Source organism: Desulfoluna sp. CYM3A (assembly GCF_056829965.1).
In genome coordinates this window covers 834,944-853,267 of the sequence record NZ_CP186556.1, presented here as the reverse complement: position 1 = coordinate 853,267, position 18,324 = coordinate 834,944, and the positions used below count along the sequence as shown (strand labels likewise).

Below are 18,324 nucleotides of genomic sequence, written 5' to 3'. Positions count from 1 at the left end.
GGTTTGAAGCATGAGCGCCCGGATGACCAGGATCCCCCTGGCCTCCGGCACAACCGACATCACACCAGATACGGAGATCGCCATGATGAAGCCCCAGGAATCGTTTCTCGCAAAATTTTTCAAAATGGAATCCGCTGGCGGCATTGTCCTGATGCTGGCCGCCACCCTGGCGGTGGTGCTTGCCAACACGCCGTTGCGGACGTATTACGCTCTTTTCATCGACACCCCGGTGGAGATCCGGGTGGGGGCCATCCACATTGCCAAGCCCCTTTTGCTGTGGATCAACGACGGGCTCATGGCGATCTTCTTTTTCCTTGTGGGCCTGGAGTTGAAGCGGGAGCTTCTGGAAGGCGAGCTGGCGGACAAGCGCAATATCATCCTGCCCGGGGTGGGAGCCATCGGCGGCATGGCAGTCCCCGCGCTGATCTACGTCTATTTCAACATAAACGATTCCGCGGCCATGAAAGGGTGGGCCATTCCGGCGGCCACGGACATCGCCTTTGCCCTGGGGGTGCTCTCCCTTTTGGGATCGCGTGTTCCCATCAGCATCAAGGTGTTTTTAACCTCCCTGGCCATTTTCGACGACATCGGGGCCATCGTCATCATCGCCGTCTTCTATACGGAAAACATCTCACCGGTGGCCCTTGCTGTGGTGGGATCCTGCATCCCGGTCCTGGCCCTTCTCAACTGGAGGCATGTTGAGGCCAAGAGCCTCTACATCGCAGTGGGGGCCGTCATGTGGGTGGCCATGCTGAAATCAGGGGTGCACGCCACCCTGGCGGGGGTCTTGCTGGCCATGTTCATTCCCATGACCTCCAGGGAAGAACCCGGGACCTCGCCCCTCAAGAGCCTGGAACACGATCTGCATGCGGTGGTGGCCTTTGTGGTGTTGCCGGTCTTTGCCTTTGCCAACGCCGGACTCAACCTGGCGGGCATGGGCATGGAGCAGATCTTCGACTGAGTCCCCCTGGGGCATTGCCTGGGGCTCTTTGTTGGAAAGCAGGTGGGGATCTTCAGCTGCTGCTGGGCCGCCGTGGCCCTGAAGCTCACGGACCTGCCCAAAGGGGTGTCCTGGGGAGCCCTCTACGGAGCCGCGGCCCTCTGCGGTGTGGGCTTTACCATGAGCCTGTTCATCGGCTCCCTGGCCTTTGAACAGACCTCCGTTAACCTCCTGTTCGACGAACGGTTAGGCATCATCCTTGGCTCCCTGGCCTCAGGTGCCGTGGGCTACCTGGTCCTTAAAGTGACCCTGCCTGCAAGCATCACCGAAGACGCGGTCGAACCGGCCTGACCTTCCGCCTGTCATGGGCCGCACCAACCCCGCAACATCACCAGGCCGTTTGCCCAGAAACGCAAAAGCTCCGAACCCTCGTTACTCGGGCTCGGAGCTTTTTTGCAATAAGTGACCCGCCGGAGGCAACGGAACTGTTTCTCAGGCCCCCTCAACAAACTTCAGGCATTCGCCCTGAGTCCCCCATTGCGACGGGTTCGGCGATCTGGTATCATCTTAAAAAATCACGTATTTTCTTACAGCTCCGGGCCAGAGAGCAGCGCCGCTTTTTACGACCCCGCCCTGACAGCGGCCATTGACCGATGTTCCATCCCTTCCTCCGGCCCCACCGCACCCCCGCTGGTTCGCGTGTCAGCACCTCCGATCCTCACCCCGTCCCACCCAAAAAGGAGAACACCATGGATTCAAGCACGTACAAAATCATCGAAGTTGTCGGCTTGTCGGAAAAATCCTGGGAAGATGCGGCCAAAGTCGCCATTCAGACCGTGGACAAGACCCTGCGGGATATCCGCGTGGCCGAGGTCGTGAACATGGACATGCGACTCGAAGACAACCGCATTGTCGCGTACCGCACCCGACTGAAGGTGTCGTTCAAGTTCGACCAGTAGAGCGTGACACCTTCCCTTCACACAGAGCCGGGGAGCCAGCGACTCAGGGCTGTGCAGCCCGCTCCCCGGCCCCGTCGCCAAGGGTCGACGCCATGCGCCTCAGGAAGAGGGAGTTGAGCACCACGGTAATGGATGAGAACCACATGGCGATGCAGGCCATCTCCGGCTTCAGGGTCAGGTTGAAGGGAGCATAGAGAATGCCTGCGGCAACGGGAATCATGAGCATGTTGTAGAAAAACGCCCAGAAAAAGTTCTGCTTGATGGTGGCAAGGGTCTTTCGCCAGGGTGACGGCCCCTTCAACGTCCAGCAGGCTGTTGTTGACCAGAATGACGTCCCCGGTCTCCCTGGCGATGTCGGTGCCCGAGCCTATCGCCAGGCCGATATCGGCCTGGGCCAGAGCCGGTGCATCGTTGATGCCGTCCCCTGCCATGCCCACCTTGAAGCCCTTTTCCTGCCACTTTTTCACGATCCGACTTTTTTCTTCCGGAAGCACCTCGGCCTCCACCTCAACAATCCCCACCTGATCGGCCACGCTGCGGGCCGCGCGCTCATTGTCCCCGGAAATCATGGCGGTCTTCACGCCCAGGGCCCGAAGCCGCTTTATGGCCTCGGCGGAGTCGTCCTTCACCTGATCGGCAAGGGCGATAACCCCCATGACCTCGGTGCCATGCCAGACATAAACCGTGGTCTCCCCGGCGTCGGAGAGCTTTCGCCCCAACGCTTCGGCCTCGGGGTTTCCTTTGAGGTCCGCGTCCACAAACAGGGCCCTGCCCACACCGGCGGGCTTGCCGTCCAGCTCGGCCGAGAGCCCTTTGCCGCTGACTTCCGTGGCCTGGTCGGTCTTGCGGAGTTCCAGCCCCTCGGCCTTGGCCCGCGCAACGATGGCATGGGCCAGGGGATGAGACGAGTTGGCCTCCACGCTGGCAGCCACGGTCAAAAGCGCTTCTTCGGAAACGCCCCCCACAGGGTGGACCCCGGAGACCTCGGGCATGCCCCGGGTGATGGTGCCGGTCTTGTCAAAAAGGATCACATCGAGCTTGGAGATGGACTCCAGAACCGAGGCCCGTTTAAAGAGGATCCCCCGGCTCAGCCCCACCCCGCTGCCCACCATGATGGCTGTGGGCGTTGCCAGCCCCAGGGCGCAGGGGCAGGCCACCACCAGCACCGCGATCATGAGCTGAAAGGAGAAGAGAAAACGCGTGGTCCCAGGGGGAAGGGCCGTGTCCACCAGCCCGTACCAGACGGTAAAGGTCACCACGGCGGCCATCACCACCATGGGAACAAAGTAGTTGGAGACCGTGTCGGCCAGGCGCTGGATGGGGGCCTTGTCGGCCTGGGCGTCTTCCACCATCCTGACAATCCTGGAGAGCATGGTGGCGCTGCCCACATGCTCCGCCCGAAAGGTCATGACACCGGTGAGATTGATGGTGGCACCGGTCACCTTCTCGCCCCTGCCCTTTTCCGCGGGGATGGGTTCACCGGTGATCATGGACTCGTCGATGCTCGTCTGGCCCTCGAGGATCTCACCGTCCACGGGGATCACCTCCCCCGGGAGCACGCGGATAATGTCGCCCACCTTGACCATGGCGGCGCTCACCGTCTTCTCCGTCTCCCCTTCCACAACCCGCGCTTTGTCCGCCTGAAGGGAGGCGAGTTTTTCCAGGGCCTGGCCTGTTTTCCCCTTGGCCCGGGCTTCGATGGTTTTCCCGATGAGGATAAAGGTGATGATCATGGCGGCGCTGTCAAAAAAGGTGTGGGCGGCCGGATCCAGGAAAAAGAGGGAAAACACGCTGTAAAAATAGGCGGCGGAGATCCCCAGAGTGACCAGGACATCCATGTTGGTGGACCGGTTTTTCAGGGAGTGCCACGCCCCTTCAAAAAAGGTGCGCCCCGACACAAAAAAGACCAGGGTGGCCAGGGCGAACATCACATAGTTGGTGGTCACGTGGCCGAAGGGCATGGTGTACATCAACACCACCAGAGGCACAGTCAGGGAAAGGGCAAAGAAAAAGCGGAACCTCTCTTTGGCCGCCAGGGGAGAGGCCTCGGCCTCAACGGATTCGGGAATCCCCCGGTACCCTGCGGCCTCGACGACCCCGAGCACGCCCTCTTCATCGATCTGCGTCCTATCAAAGGTCACGAAGCCTTTTTCCATGGAAAAGTTCACCGAAACCCCGGTGACCCCCGGGGCCTTTTTCAAGGCCTTTTCAACGGCTGCCACGCAGTTGGCACACGACATCCCCTCAATCCTGAAGGTGGTCTCCCCTGTCGGCGTGTCATCGTGGACACGGGCCTCAAACCCGGCTGAAGCCACCTTCTCCTGAATTGCCTCGGGGGTTACCGCGGCCTCATGCTCCACGGCCAGGCGCTCCACGGCAAAATTCACCGACGCCCGATGCACCCCGGGGTATCCGACAAAGGCCTTCTCCAGCCCTGCTGCGCAGTTGGCGCAGCTCATCCCCGTCACATCGAAATGCGTGGTGATCACCTGGGGCACACCTGCCATAAGGGAGATACCCCCTTCCGGCCCAGGGACCGAAAGGCCCGGCTCCGGGGCGACAAGGCTGAAGCCCTTGCCCGTGATGACGCGCTGGAGCCCTTCAAGGTCGGCCCGGGTGTCGTCAAAGGTTACCGTGGCCGAGGCCCCCTCAAGGGAAACATCGGCGCGCTCAACACCCTCTGTCTCTTCTAAGGCCTCGGTGACCGCTGCCACACACCTGTGACAGGACATGCCGTAGACAGGTATTTTCTCAACACAGACCATGGAATCCTCCGTTTATTTCTTGGAATACCGGTAGACCGTATCAATCAACTCGTTGATCTTCTCCTGGCCCTCGCCCTTTAAAATAGCCTCTTTCACGCAGCTCTCCACGTGGCGTTTCATGACGATACGAGCCACCATGTTCAGGGCTTTTTCAGCGGCAGTGACCTGATTGATGATGTCGATACAATACTCTGCCACCTTCACCTCATCTGGCGATGCCGCGCACCTGCCCTTCGACTTTTTTCAGCCGGAGCAGGGCGTCTTTTTTCACCTCTTCGTTGATCATCGATGCCTCCTCATGTGTTATGTACCCTACCCCCGTAGGGTATGCATCAGGCAAACCGATGTCAATGCATTTTTTAGGCATGCCGTACTTTTTATGCACCAACAACACCGCGTATCGACGCCGCATATTGCCGACCAACCAAACGGCGGAAACGCTGTGCCACCCTGACCCGAATACGCCATCAGGGATGGCGGGACCGACAATGCATAAAGAAAAGGGTGGTGTAACTCTTCAGCCCACAAACAGCCTTCGATGGTTAAAGTGCATGGAAAAACCTGCCTCCGGCGGCGAGGTGAGCCACCTCGAAAGCTTATTGCCATTGCGCTTTGCCCTTCGTTCCTCAGGGCAAAGCGCAATGGCCTTCGGCTCGGGCTGCGCCCGACATGAACGCTGATGGTTTATGCGGACTGGATCGCAAGCTTCGACGTTACAGGATACGTTGTCACCACTTGCCCTGTGTTGATTTAACCGCACGGCCTCCGGCTGCAAGGTGGGGGCACCTTGAAACCCTGAGGCGAATGCATGGAGGCCGTCATTCTACCTGCGTTATCGGGGCATTCGCGTGATGTGTGACATCTGGTAACCGTCTTTGCAGGAGAGGCCCATTTCATTCTTCTAAAAACACAATGAAGAACTTTTGGGATTCGTTTGACTTTAACCGGAATAACTCCGGCGGCCAAAGGTTTAACAAACAGGTTTAACGAATGACGAGGCCTGCTGCCGATAGCTTTTTCGGAGTTTTTTTCAAAAAGCGACCCGCCGGAGGCATGCTTTTCCTGCCAGCTTAACCATATAAGGCAACCGAAGCATTACAACGTGGTCAGGTTCAAAACCGTCACGACCCGTGTGCCGCGGCACCTTGGCGCTTCATCCCCCTTTTCTTCACCTCGCCCTGATCCCGGCACATCACGTCGTAGATTTCCCTGGGAGTGGTGTGATTTGCCTTTGCCACCTCAAGGAGACTCTGCTTTCCGTCGGTCACTGTCATTCCGCTATCCGTAAGATTCCGAACGCTGATCATCGGGTCCAGCCCCATTCTCCGGGAAAGCACCTCAACGGACGACAGCTCGGCATGGCCGTAAGGAGGCGTGCCGTATTTTTGTTCGCCGCGATCCTTCAGGGTGTCGCTCAGCTCCAGGGTCAGGGTAAAGGGAGGGAGCATCAGGATCGTCCCCACCACCACGGCAAGGGTAATACCAAGGGCCCCGGCGCACTCTCCGGACATTGGCCGTCTTACCCCCCTGGCTTTTTTGCGGACATAGGCAAGGACCAGGGACCAGTTCAACACCACGTGCAGACAGGCCGCAGCCAAAAACAAGATGCCGCTGTTGATGTGGACGTTGTCCCAATCCGCCTTGGCAAGCCCCCAGTAATGCCAGTCCGCCCAGAACGCCACCCGGCCGTGGGGCATGACATACAGCACAATGGACGACACCGTCAGGACGACAAAGGGACACAGGGGTCAACGAGAAGTAATTCTTTAAGGATATCTTCCGTACAGACGGCTCCATGGGCAGCCGGGTGATGTCATGTTCATGTTACCGCACCAACGTGAGAATCACCCTGTAGGCAGGGCTTCACCAGATTGTTCTGATGAATGTAACTATTCAGCTCAAAATTGCCTCCGGCGGCCCTGCCGGGGGCCAAACTTTTAAAAAGTTTGACAAACAGGTCTTAAGTAAGCCTTCCAGGCTACGCCGAAACAATTTCGACATTTTCGCACCCGCGCTAGAAAAGTTTTTTGCGGAGCTTTTTTTTAAAAAAACGACCCGCCGGAGGCATAGCTGAATAGTTACTGATGAATCGTTTTCTCATGAAATATCCGAACCAGGAGCACCGCTCCTCTTCGGGGCAGCAAAATCCACCACAAACCGGTAGTCCTTTCCGCAGCGGACCAGAATCTCCTTCTGCCCCTTTTTCAAAAACCGCATCTCAAGTTCCATGCGACCGTGGCCGTCATGATGAAAAAGGTCTTCGTACAACGTTTCAATGGTCTTGAGTATCTGGCTGTGCCCTTCAGGTATCATCCGTCCATTCCTTGCGATTCAGTGCGTTGGTTCATCCGGGGCAAAGTGGAAAAAACGCCCCGCTGTGTGCCTTGTTTTTCTCCCCGACATCTCGAATAACTTCATTACCCATGCCAAGTATGAAGTGTCAAGTATTTTTTGCCTAACCAAAACAATATCAAGCATCCAAAACCGGTTTTTTCCAGCCCCAAAATAAAGGAACAATATATTGACACACGACCGCTTTTTGTCTGACACCACCATCCGGAGTGCATATTACTAGTTTATAAACACCAACAAAAAATGATACACAACAACCACGTCAGAGTTCTCCATCCTCCCCCCACTTCAGGCCCTGACGGATGCGCCCCGTTACAGAGCCGGTAATGAAAAGGCGTTCCACCGTTCAAAACCATGGTTCTATCCAGATTACGGAAGAAAAGGAGACACCATGCACCTCCCGGACATCACCGCCCCATTTCGCCCCATCCATCACATTGTCGCCGCCGGGTACGGCCACCGAATCCTCCTGGGAGCCATGGAGATCGGTCTCTTTGACCAACTCGCCAAAGGCCCCGCCACCGTCGAAGAGCTCACCATGGCCCTGGACGCGGGCCCCGTTCAGACCAAGGCCCTGCTGGAGACCCTTGTGGCCCTGGAACTCGTGGAAACCGACGGGAAGAGCTACCAGAACACCCCCTCGGCTCAGCAGTACCTTGTCCGCGCATCGGACGCCTGCCAGGCCCCCTTTATCACCATGCTTACCGGACTCTACGAGACCGCCCTGGCCGACATCCCGGCCCGCATGAAAACCTCGGAAGCTGAACAAAAAAAGACGGAAAGCTTGTGGGCAAAGCCCGAGGCCCTGGAGGGCATGGGGCGAGCCTCCCTGAGGGGCCCCGTCCAAAAAGCCCTTGCCTTCATCCGTGACCTGCCCGGCTTCGACGGGTTCTCCACCCTGTGCGATGTGGGAGGAAACCACGGTTTTTACAGCATGGCCCTTTTGGACGCCAACCCCGGATTGACAGCCACGGTCTGCGACCTTCCCCATGTCACGGGACCGGCCGCCGAGATTCACAAAAAGTACGGCTACAGCGAACGCATAACGGTGCAGGACCTGAACCTGAACACCGACGCGCCGGAAGGGACCTACGACATTGTTTTTGCGTCCCACATCCTCTACGCCTGGAGCGGGCGGCTCATTGAGGTGATCAGGCGCCTTGCCCAACCCCTGAAGCCGGGTGGGTGGCTTGTCCTCAACCACATGGCCCCCACCGAGGGCAGGCCAAACCTCATCAACGCCCTGATGAACTTCCACGCAAGCCTGTCCGGGTATCCCGCCCACGTCCTTGATTCCGACGAACTGGAATCCGCCACTGGGGAATGCGGCCTCACAGCGCCCCGAACATCCCTGGACCACGACACATGGGCTCTGCTTTTTGCCGTGCAAAAGCCTTCCGGATAGAAACATCGGCCAGAAAACAGTGACTAAAATATCCGGGTCAGGAGGCCCCGGCAGGAGACTGCCGGATGGCCCCCGAGGGGGGTATTCCCGTGTGGCACAAGCCACATTTTGGCCTGTCAATTCCTGAACCCATCGTGTACGTTCAAAGGAACACACCGGACTCCCCTTTTCACTGTTCACCGCCCCCATTATCCTGTGCTGCTTCAGCTCCGAACAGGCGGAGTCCCCCACCCATCTTCATTGAGGACCCTGGACATGATCAACCGAAATCATCGCAGTCTGCGGGCCTGGGCTCTTTGTCTTCTTCTGCTGCTCGGTTTCGGCGGGTGCGCCACCCGTTCCGCGCCCCCGGCGCCCCATGATGTTGTGGCCTTCCTGCCCCCCGAGGACAACACGATTCTCAGCCGGTACGCACCGGCCTTTGTCGTCGAAGAACCCGAACAGTTTTACAACCTCGTGGGCACCCCCACGGCCGGGCTCGGAGGCGACGGCACGGAAGAGATCCGGGTGGACCCCTGGTCGAGTCGCTACACCGAAACCCGACGGTTCGACACAGGCAACGGGAGCTGGACAAACCTTGTCTACCGCGTCCACTTTCAGGAGGTTCCCGGCGGGCTCCTGCCCTATTACCTGGGAAAGGGAAAAAACGTCGGACTCTTGGTGGTGGCGACCCTCAACCGGGAGATGAAGCCCGTTCTCTACACCACGGTACACACCTGCGGTTGCTACCTGGCCTTCGTGCCCACCAACCTTTTGCCGCAGAGCGCGCACCCCGCAGGCTGGCCCCAGGACCGACAGACGGTTCACTCCGAAAACCTCCCCGCCCTCATCCGCCTGGGAGAGAAACCGGAATCAAAGCGCCTCATGGTTCTCCTCCGGGACGGCACCCACCGGGTCAAAGACATGTGGCTGGAGCCCGAACATGCCCTGATACGTTACCGGCGCATCAAAACCGAAACAGCCCCGCTCTCCTCCCTGGAGGCCCTGCCCCTGCCCACGGGGGGAACCACCTCGCTGTACGAATCCACAGGTTCCCGCTCTGGCTATGTCAAGGGAAGCCAAAAACCCAGGGAGCGACTGCTGATGAGCTGGTGGGCCTTTGACTGGCGAGTGGGAGAAGACAAAAAACTGGGGGCATCCAAAACCGACGGCACCCTTTTTTACACCAGCCTCAAGCCCTGGGCACGGGAGCGGTCGGACATGCGGGACTTTCCCACATTTCTGGCGTACTGGGGCTGGCGTCTGTAAGGGCAATGAATAGAATAAAGACACATGACGGGATCATCCCATCAGTCCTGAGCCAGGATTTTTTGATCGTTGCTTCGATACATAACGAATTTGAGGCGGCGTATCGTTATGTCTTATTATTTTAGGGCATAGCCCTAAACCAAAACGCCCGGCCCATTTTCTCCCCCGCATCCCCAAGGCTAACACATTTGGATTTTGCCTCCGGCGGCCCTGTCCGGGGCCAAACTTTTAAAAAGTTTGATAAACAGGTTTTGTTTTTTGAGGATGCGTCTCTACACGGTATAACCTCTCTTCTTTTTTTATTACCGGAACGTTTTTGCGGAGCTTTTTTCAAAAAGCGACCCGCCGGAGGCAACTGAGTTTTTAAATGCGTTGACCCTGCCCGCATCCCACTTTGCTGTTGACATGATTCGGCTTTATTCATAGTAAACGGTGATACGTTTACTAACTGGAGTTCTCCTCAACCGCACACCCCGGTCCCAAAACTCCTGAACCCCAGAAACTGCCGCGACAGAGAGCTTTGGCTTTTGCGTCGGCCCACAACCCGTTTGGCCCCTTTCTCCACCCCTGTCCGCCATGGGACAGAAGCTGAATCAGGAGCCGTTTACGTTTTTCGGCTCCCGGAGTAAGGCATGAACTATCGCATCACCGGTTCCTGGGCGATCCCGACCCTCCCCCTTCTTCTCTTTGCCCTTCTTATGGGCACAAGCCACTACGTGGTCAAACGCGAACGGCAGCACCTCCGGGATGTGCAGTACCGCAAGGTCTACGAGCACGCCGGGGCAATCCGCACCCGGATGGAGGTGGAGCTCAGCACCACCCTGAATCTCTGCCTCGGCCTGGCGGCGGTGATCCGGTCCCAGCCCGATTCCCCGGACCGCGCCTTTGAAAATGTGGCCAGACACATCATGTCCGGGGCACCCCACATCCGAAGCATCACCCTTGCCAAAGACAATGTCATCACCCACATCTTCCCTGCTATAGGGAACGAAAAGGCTTTGGGCCTTCGTTACGCAGACCATCCCGACCAGTGGGCCACGGTGGAGCGGGCCATGATCTACCGTCAGCCCCTTATGGCTGGCCCCATGCTCCTGGTTCAGGGGGGCAGGGCCTTTGTCTGCCGTATCCCCATCTATCCCCGGGACAACATCTACTGGGGCGTGGCCAGCGTGGCCATTGATGAGAAGTCCCTCTACCGCCTCAGCGGCCTTCTGGAACCGAATCCCACGGTGCAATTCGCACTCAAGGGAAAAGACGGCCTCGGCATGTCCGGCGATGTGTTCTACGGAGAGCCTCAACTCTTCGAAGATCCACATGCAGCGGTGCTCCCCGTCAAGCTCCCTGCCGGCACATGGCTCCTTGCCGCCGTCCCGGCCACCGGGTGGGTGGAAAGCACCTCCGTACTCTCCGTGATCCGCTGGTCGGGCCTGCTGCTCTCCCTTATCATCTCCGGTCTTGTCCACGCCCTGCTGCGCTCTTACCGGCGCATTCATCTCATTGCCCTTGAGGACCCCCTCACCGGCCTTTCCAACCGTCGCCTGCTGGAGGAACACCTCTCCCAACTCATCCTTCTCTCCCGCCGAAAGAAAAAAGGATTTTCCCTCCTGTATGTGGACCTGGACCGCTTCAAGCCCATCAACGACCGGTTCGGGCACGAGGCCGGTGACGCTGTTTTGACCACCCTGGCCCGCCGCCTCAAGACCAACCTCCGTCAGTCGGATATCATCGCACGGGTCGGCGGTGATGAGTTTATCCTCCTTTTCCACGACATGGTCACCAGGCACGACGCCGACGCCATGGCATCCAAGGTGGCACGTATCATCCAGGCACCGGTGGCCCTCTCCTGCGGCAGAGAAATCTCCGTGGGCGCCAGCATCGGTGTCAGCCTCTACCCGGACGACGGCACCTCCGGCGAGGCCCTCATCAACCATGCGGACTTGGCCATGTATTCCCAAAAGAACCAGTAGCCCCTGCCCCGACCGCCCAAAAGTGGTCGCCCATGCCCTTCACACACAAAAATACCATTGACAGGAACACGTCACCTCGCTAATTATTGACATGTCAACATTTGACATATCAATGTTTATAATCACCCCATAGGAGCGGTCATGAAACATCCCGACTCACGAAAAACATCCTTCGGTTACCGTTTTGCCATGATCCAACGGCTCCATGCCGCCCTGTCACGTGACGGAATGGCCGCCCTGGGTATCACCACAGCCCAGTTCCCCTTTCTGGCAGAGTTGTTCCACCAGCAGCGCCCCGTCACACAGAATGAACTCTCCATAGCACTCTGCATTGACCCGGCGGCCACGGCCCGGGCCCTGGACCAGCTTGGGAAAAAAGGGCTCGTCACCCGGGAGGTCAACCCCGAAAACCGCCGCCAGAAACTTGTGGCCATCACCCCCCTGGCCCGTGAAATGGAGCAGGATTTCTACAAGGTGCTGGGCAACGCCTCCAACACGCTGGTGTCAGGCCTCTCCGAGCCCGAAAAACAAGCGACCCTCACGCTTTTAGACCGCATCATGGCGGATATTGCTTCATCGGTACGGAACAGACGACAACCAGAGCACATCGGGGCATCCCCCCCGCAAAACCAGATAAACGACGCATCCATCGATGCTGAAAGGAATAGAACAGCGCATCATGCAGACACACCCCCCTGAACAAACCATCTCACCTGCCGTCACCATCTTCGTGGTGTCGGTGATCCAATTCCTGACCCCGTTCATGATGTCCGCCGTGGGCGTGGCCCTGCCCGCCATCGGACACGAGTTCTCCGCCGGTGCCGTACAGCTCGGCCTGGTGGAGATGGTGTACATCCTGGCCGTGTCCCTGATCATGCTCCCTGCAGGGCGCATGGGTGATATCCACGGACGGAAAAAAATCTTTGTCTCCGGATCGGTGATCTTCACCGTGGCCACCCTCTTTCTGGCCATGGCCCCCACCATCGGGGCCTTCATCCTCTGCCGATTTCTCCAGGGTGCAGGCGCCTCCATGGTCACGGCCACCAGCGTGGCCATTCTCTCTTCGGTGATCCCCCCTTCCAAAAGGGGAAAAGCCATGGGGATCGTTGTGGCGGCAGTCTACCTGGGTCTCTCCGCAGGTCCCACCTTGGCAGGGTTCATGGTCACCCACATGGGGTGGCGATGGATCTTTTTCACTGCCCTGCCCCTGGAGCTTGCCTCCCTGGTCCTGACACTCACCCGCCTCAAGGGCGAATGGAAAGGGGCAGAAGGCATGCCCTTTGACTGGACGGGCAGTCTCCTTTACATGGGCTCCCTGTTTGCCATGATCTTTGGGGCCACCCACCTCAAGGACGGATCACTCCACGCAGGCCTTCTTATCCTGGGCCTTGGGGGCATGGCCGGTTTCCTCGCCTGGGAGGCCAAAAGCGACTCCCCCATCCTCAACGTACGGCTCCTCATGGAAAACCGGGTCTTTGCCATGAGCAACATCGCCACCTTGATCAACTACGCGGCCTCCTTCGGGGTGACCTTCTTTTTCAGCCTCTACCTCCAGCAGGTCAAGGGGCTCTCCCCCCAGAGTGCGGGGCTTATCCTCGTCACCCAGCCCATCCTCCAGGCCATCTTATCCCCGGTTTCCGGCAGGCTCGCCGACACCCTGCCGCCCGCCCGCATCGCCACCTTCGGCATGGGACTCTGCACCGCGGCCCTGGCCCTGTGCGCCACCATCCGCATGGAGACCTCCATCCACGCCCTGTTGGGCATCCTCGTACTTTTAGGTATCGGCTTTGCCCTCTTCTCTTCGCCCAACATGACCACGGTCATGGGCAGCGTTGCCCCCAGAGACTACGGCATCGCCTCCAGCCTCATCGCCACCATGCGGACCGTGGGGATGCTCACCGCCATGACGGTCATCACCTTCATCCTCACCCTCTTCATGGGCGATGCCCCGGTGACCCGTCAAACCGCTGGCGCCTTTGTGGAGGCCATGGGCACCGGCTTTCTCATCTTCACTGTCCTGAGCGTCATCGGCATCTTCTGCTCCATGGGACGCATGGAAAAAAAATCCGACGAGGCCCTGCTTGAACCTCGGAGTTAGAAGACACTGGCCTTCTGTGGGCCGTGGTGGACCGGACGGGTGAAAGTCGACCCGTCTTGAGCCTCCGCCTTCCCACCGATCGGATATTTTGTCGTATCTCTACACATCCACTCACCCCAAGCGGACAGAGGACCCATGGCCCACACCCCATTGCCTGCGGCCGGACGGCGGAGGCTCCGCCGCCTGCTGCTGGTCTTCATCGGCCTCCTTTGCCTTTCGGCCTGCCGGACTGAAGCCCCCCTTCCCCTGACACAGGAAGAGCAGGACTGGCTTGCGACCAATGGGAAGCACCTTGCGGTCCTCCTGCAGGAGGATCGCCCCCCCTTCACCTTCCGCGACGAAAGCGGAGCCTATGACGGCCTGTTCGTGGACTACCTCCGTGAAATAGAAAAAAACCTGGGCCTGCAGCTGCCCATTCGTCCCTTTGCCCGGTGGGGCGATCTTCTGGCCCATGCCGAGCAGAACCGCCACGTAATCATCCTGGCTGCCAGCCGGTCCAGGGAAGGGCCGGAAAACCTTTTCGTCACCGCCCCGATAGTCAAAGTGCCCTACGCCATCATCACCCGTAAAACCAGCCACGCCACGGGCATCCCGGAGTTTGCAGGAAAAACCCTCTGCGCGGTGGCCCACGACACGGTCCACACCACCCTGGCACGCCACTACCCCCACATCGCCATCACCGGAGTAAAAAGCAGCATTCAAGGTCTCCACGCGGTCTCGTCCGGGACCTGTGATGCCATGATCGCCAACAGCATGGAGGCCTCTTACCTCATTGAGGCCTTAGGGCTCACCAACGTGCACATTGCCGGCAGGACCCGCTTTCTCAACCGCGTGGCCCTGGCAACCTCCCCAGATACCCCGGAGCTCTTCGACATCATAGAAAAAACCGTGGACAATATCCCGCCGAACCGCCGCAGGGACATTTATCGCCGATGGATCAGCCCGGGGGACAGATGGGTGCCAGACAGCCTGGTCATCAGCCTCGAAGTCATGGCGGGCATTGTGCTGTCCATTATCTTCCTGCTGTGGGCCTGGACCACGAGCCTGAGGAAACAGGTGGGCCGGCAAACCAAAAAACTCCGGGACAGCAGGGAGAACCTGCGCATCACCCTGGACTCCATCGGAGACGGGGTCATGGTCACCGACACCGAGGGCACCGTCACCCGCCTCAACCCTGCTGCCGAAGTCCTCACCGGCTGGTCCCTGGCCGATGCCTGCGGCAAGCCCATGGCCGAAATTTTCCGGCTCAGGGATACCCACACGGCCCGTCCCCTGCCCCCTCCGGATCTCAGCGTCCCCACGGACCGGCAGCCAACGGACACCACCACCGAAGCCGTCCTGGTATCCCGCAGCGGCGCCCCCTTCAGAATCTCCTGCAACATGGCCCCCACCCGCGACGAAGAGGGGCTTGTCACCGGCGCCGTTTTTGTTTTCAAGGACATCACGGACAAAACAAAGGCCGAAGAGGAGGCCCTGCGGATGAAGAAGCTCGAATCCCTGGGAATCCTTGCCGGCGGCATCGCCCATGACTTCAACAACCTGCTCACCGGGCTCTACGGCAACGTCTCCATGGCAAAACTGGCCCTGCCCACAGATCATGAAGCCCTGACGTACCTCTCCTCTGCCGAGGAGTCCATGGAAGCGGCCGTGGCCCTTACCGGCCAGTTTCTCACCTTTGCCAAAAACGAAGCCCCGGTGAAAAAAATCATTCACGTGGGGAAAACACTCAGCGACGCCGCCACCTTTGCCACCCACGGGCTCAACACCCGGCTGGAGACCGCCATCGACGACGATCTGTGGCCCGTGGCTGCGGACAAGGGGCAGCTCAGCCAGATCATCGGCAACCTCATCATCAACGCCCATCAGGCCATGGCCACCGGAGGGATCGTCACCTTAACGGCAAAAAACGTCCGGGCAACAGGCGGCCGAATCGTCCGCATTACGGTGAGGGACACCGGTACCGGTATCGACCCGGAGCACCTGGACAAAATCTTCGACCCCTACTTTACCACCAAAACCACGGGCAGCGGCCTGGGCCTGGCCACCACCCATGCCATCGTCACCAAGCACGGCGGCACCATCTCCGTGGATACCGAACAGGGCAAGGGCACCGTCTTCACCGTGGACCTTCCCGCAGCCGACATCCGCCCTGCGGAGGCCCCCGGTAAACAGCCGGAGCCCCTGGGCGACACCAGCGCCGAGGGGGCCCGCGTCCTTATTCTGGATGACCAGGCAGTGATCCGAAAAATCATTGAGACCATCCTGGGCAAGATGGGCATCGTCCCCACCTTCACCGTGGAAGGCTCGGAGACGGTCCGCGCATACCGAAGCCAGCTCGAAGAGGGAACGCCCTTTGACGCGGTGATCCTGGACCTGACCATCCCCGGTGGCATGGGGGGCCGGGAGGCATCGGAGCAGATCCTGGCCATGGACCCCGAGGCAAAAATCATTATCTCCAGCGGCTACGCCAGCGACCCCATCATGTCCCGCTACGAAGAGTTCGGTATCAAAGCCATTGCCGTGAAGCCCTACCGGTTTTCCGACTTTCGGAACATCCTCCTGGGCGTGCTGAAACCCGACGCCTGATATTTCCCCCATGGGGCATTGACATCTGTTTCGCCCCGCACAATACTTCACCCTGAAAAAAAAGTTATCGACCACCCGGTCCATGCCGGGCGGTCTCTCATGTGCAAAAGGATATAAGGATAACCATCATGAAGGTCACCCTCACCGCCCTTGTGGAGAACACCCTGGGCGACAATCCGAACCTGGAAGCCGAACACGGCCTCTCCTTTCACATCAAGGCCGGAGACACCTCGTTTCTCTTTGATACCGGGGCAACGGGCCTCTTCCTCAAAAATGCGGAACGCCTTGGCATCCAAACCGATGCCGTGGACTCTGTCTTCATCAGCCATGGCCACTACGACCACTCCGGCGGGTACAAGGCCTTTGTGGAACAGGCTGACGGGAAAAAGACGAATCTTTTTGTGAGGCCCGGTTTTTTCGACAGGAAATACGGTTTCAGGGAGACGGGAGAGGCCTTTCTCGGCAACGCGTTTTCGAAAGAGGAGCTTGAGCAGGCAAACGTTGCCGTAAACGAATTGGAAGGGGGCACAAAGGAAGTTTTCCCGGGGGTGTTCTCGGTGACTGGCTTTGAAAGGACCAGCCCCTTTGAGAAGATCAACCAGCGATTTGTGGTAGAAAGAGATGACGGCCGCGTGGTGGACGACTTTTCCGAGGAGCAGATCCTCGTGCTGAAAACCTGCCGCGGCCTGGTTGTGGTCCTGGGCTGCTCCCACCCCGGAGTGGTGAACATCCTCGAAAAGGTCAAAAAAGAGTTTGGGGAACCCATCCATGCGGTCATCGGCGGCACCCATCTGGTGGAGGCCGACCCTTCCCGCATCGACAAAACCACCGACTACTTCCTGAAAGAAGCCATCCCCCACATCATGATCTGCCACTGCAGCGGCGGGCCCGACCACCTTAAAGGGCTTATCTCCCGACTCGGAGACACGTATCGTTCGGTCCCACACCGGGACGGTGATCTCCTTTGAATAGGTCGACATAGTAACCACGCAGGAATGCGGCATTCCAAACGACGTTCGTTTATGGAGCGCCGCACTCCGTGGGGCTTTTCAAAAATTAGGGCAAGCCCATCCACGGCCATTCATGGGAAGACCCCACAAGCCCAGCATGTACAGGGTTGTTGGCGATGTATTGAAGGGCCGCTTCATAGTGGTGTTCATTTCGAATCAACCGATCCCAAAAGCCGCGTTGCCAAATGTTCTCGGGCAGTGGCTCCCCATGTACTTCCCTGATCTTCTTTGAGGTAAAGACCTTCCAGCTTCGAATCACCCCACCCAGGGGCCAGCCCTCATATTGCCGGATAACAAGGTGAACATGGTTGGGCATCACCACCCATGCGATGAGTTCATAACGCGTTTGATGAAAATACCGAAATCCGTCTGCAACAACTTTCGCGCATTCCGGATGGTTCAGAAGACACGACCCATACCCTGTATCGAGCCACTCATTGATGCGCCGACGCAATCCACGGCTCTTTTGGCCGTCAGGTGATGCCGCAACGTCTCTTTCCATCTTCTTCAACACATCAAAGGGAAGGCTGTCGGCAAGACGAAAGGTTATGGCCTGCAAAGCGCCCGGTGCATCGCAATGGGGAAGGTACCCCCGGGAATGCCACCCAAGGTGCGTCATGCTTCCTCCTGTGCCAGGATGATCATGTTGACCGCCCGATCTGAAAGTATGGTTCGGGATGCCATTGGACTGCGAATGCCGCACAGGAGTGCGGCGCTCCAATGGTGTCGGCTCGGTTATGGAGCGCCGCACTTCATGCGGCTTTTTCAGGGCAACGGGGTGAACCGTCTTGTTGTGAAGTGATCCTATTGACTGCCTGGTTCAAAGGCATGGCCCGGGATGCCGTTGTCTTGCCAATGCCGCACAGGAGTGCGGCGCTCCAATGGCGTCGGCTCGGTTGTGGAGCGCCCCACTCCATGCGGCTTTTTCGGGCAACAGGATGAACTGTCTTGTTGTTATGAAATCCTATTGACTGCCTGGTTCAAAGGCATGGCC

At 58.7% G+C, this 18,324-nt stretch carries 13 protein-coding genes and 1 pseudogene; 9 read left to right on the top strand and 5 right to left on the bottom strand.

Annotation, left to right across the window (positions count from 1 at the left end; genetic code table 11):
• The first annotated feature begins 10 nt into the window (after positions 1-10).
• Together nhaA and ACOYW1_RS04550 are read left to right on the top strand one after the other, a co-directional pair.
• Positions 11-1,291, top strand: a pseudogene (nhaA, locus tag ACOYW1_RS04555) (Na+/H+ antiporter NhaA).
• A 398-nt stretch (positions 1,292-1,689) separates the two neighbouring features.
• The gene (locus tag ACOYW1_RS04550) at positions 1,690-1,899 is read left to right on the top strand and encodes a dodecin family protein (RefSeq protein WP_482417321.1); all 210 of its coding nucleotides are present in this window, start codon (positions 1,690-1,692) and stop codon (positions 1,897-1,899) included.
• A 17-nt stretch (positions 1,900-1,916) separates the two neighbouring features.
• Here ACOYW1_RS04550 and ACOYW1_RS04545 read toward each other — a convergent pair whose 3' ends face one another.
• From ACOYW1_RS04545 to ACOYW1_RS04530, 4 genes are all read right to left on the bottom strand, one after another.
• A complete protein-coding gene (locus tag ACOYW1_RS04545) occupies positions 1,917-4,664 on the bottom strand; it encodes a heavy metal translocating P-type ATPase (protein ID WP_482421828.1) in 2,748 nt (915 codons plus the stop codon).
• Between the two features lie 12 nt (positions 4,665-4,676).
• Entirely contained in the window at positions 4,677-4,862 is a 186-nt protein-coding gene (locus tag ACOYW1_RS04540) for a metal-sensitive transcriptional regulator (RefSeq protein WP_482421827.1), read from the bottom strand.
• Positions 4,863-5,785: 923 nt separating this feature from the next.
• The gene (locus tag ACOYW1_RS04535; RefSeq protein ID WP_482423658.1) at positions 5,786-6,391 is read right to left on the bottom strand and encodes a DUF4405 domain-containing protein; all 606 of its coding nucleotides are present in this window, start codon (positions 6,389-6,391) and stop codon (positions 5,786-5,788) included.
• A 370-nt stretch (positions 6,392-6,761) separates the two neighbouring features.
• Complete coding sequence (locus ACOYW1_RS04530) at positions 6,762-6,977, bottom strand: hypothetical protein (RefSeq protein ID WP_482421826.1); 216 nt, start codon at positions 6,975-6,977, stop codon at positions 6,762-6,764.
• 430 nt (positions 6,978-7,407) lie between these two features.
• Between ACOYW1_RS04530 and ACOYW1_RS04525 the strand changes: the two genes are divergently transcribed.
• From ACOYW1_RS04525 to ACOYW1_RS04495, 7 genes are all read left to right on the top strand, one after another.
• Positions 7,408-8,421, top strand: a complete 1,014-nt coding sequence (locus tag ACOYW1_RS04525) for a methyltransferase (protein ID WP_482421825.1) — start codon at positions 7,408-7,410, stop codon at positions 8,419-8,421.
• Between the two features lie 255 nt (positions 8,422-8,676).
• On the top strand, positions 8,677-9,669 hold the full coding sequence (locus ACOYW1_RS04520; RefSeq protein ID WP_482421824.1) for a hypothetical protein: 993 nt from the start codon (positions 8,677-8,679) through the stop codon (positions 9,667-9,669).
• A gap of 632 nt (positions 9,670-10,301) precedes the next feature.
• Positions 10,302-11,636, top strand: coding sequence for a diguanylate cyclase domain-containing protein (locus ACOYW1_RS04515; RefSeq protein ID WP_482421823.1), 1,335 nt, complete (start codon positions 10,302-10,304; stop codon positions 11,634-11,636).
• Between the two features lie 141 nt (positions 11,637-11,777).
• Complete coding sequence (locus ACOYW1_RS04510) at positions 11,778-12,335, top strand: MarR family winged helix-turn-helix transcriptional regulator (RefSeq protein ID WP_482421822.1); 558 nt, start codon at positions 11,778-11,780, stop codon at positions 12,333-12,335.
• Positions 12,316-13,734 (top strand): MFS transporter, encoded by a 1,419-nt coding sequence (locus tag ACOYW1_RS04505; RefSeq protein ID WP_482421821.1) that lies wholly within the window; start codon positions 12,316-12,318, stop codon positions 13,732-13,734. Before ACOYW1_RS04510 ends, ACOYW1_RS04505 begins: the two co-directional genes overlap by 20 nt.
• A 135-nt stretch (positions 13,735-13,869) precedes the next feature.
• Complete coding sequence (locus ACOYW1_RS04500; protein WP_482421820.1) at positions 13,870-16,320, top strand: ATP-binding protein; 2,451 nt, start codon at positions 13,870-13,872, stop codon at positions 16,318-16,320.
• Positions 16,321-16,448: 128 nt separating this feature from the next.
• Positions 16,449-17,288 (top strand): MBL fold metallo-hydrolase, encoded by an 840-nt coding sequence (locus ACOYW1_RS04495; protein WP_482421819.1) that lies wholly within the window; start codon positions 16,449-16,451, stop codon positions 17,286-17,288.
• A gap of 88 nt (positions 17,289-17,376) precedes the next feature.
• Here ACOYW1_RS04495 and ACOYW1_RS04490 read toward each other — a convergent pair whose 3' ends face one another.
• Entirely contained in the window at positions 17,377-17,949 is a 573-nt protein-coding gene (locus tag ACOYW1_RS04490; protein WP_482421818.1) for an REP-associated tyrosine transposase, read from the bottom strand.
• Between the last annotated feature and the right edge of the window lie 375 nt (positions 17,950-18,324).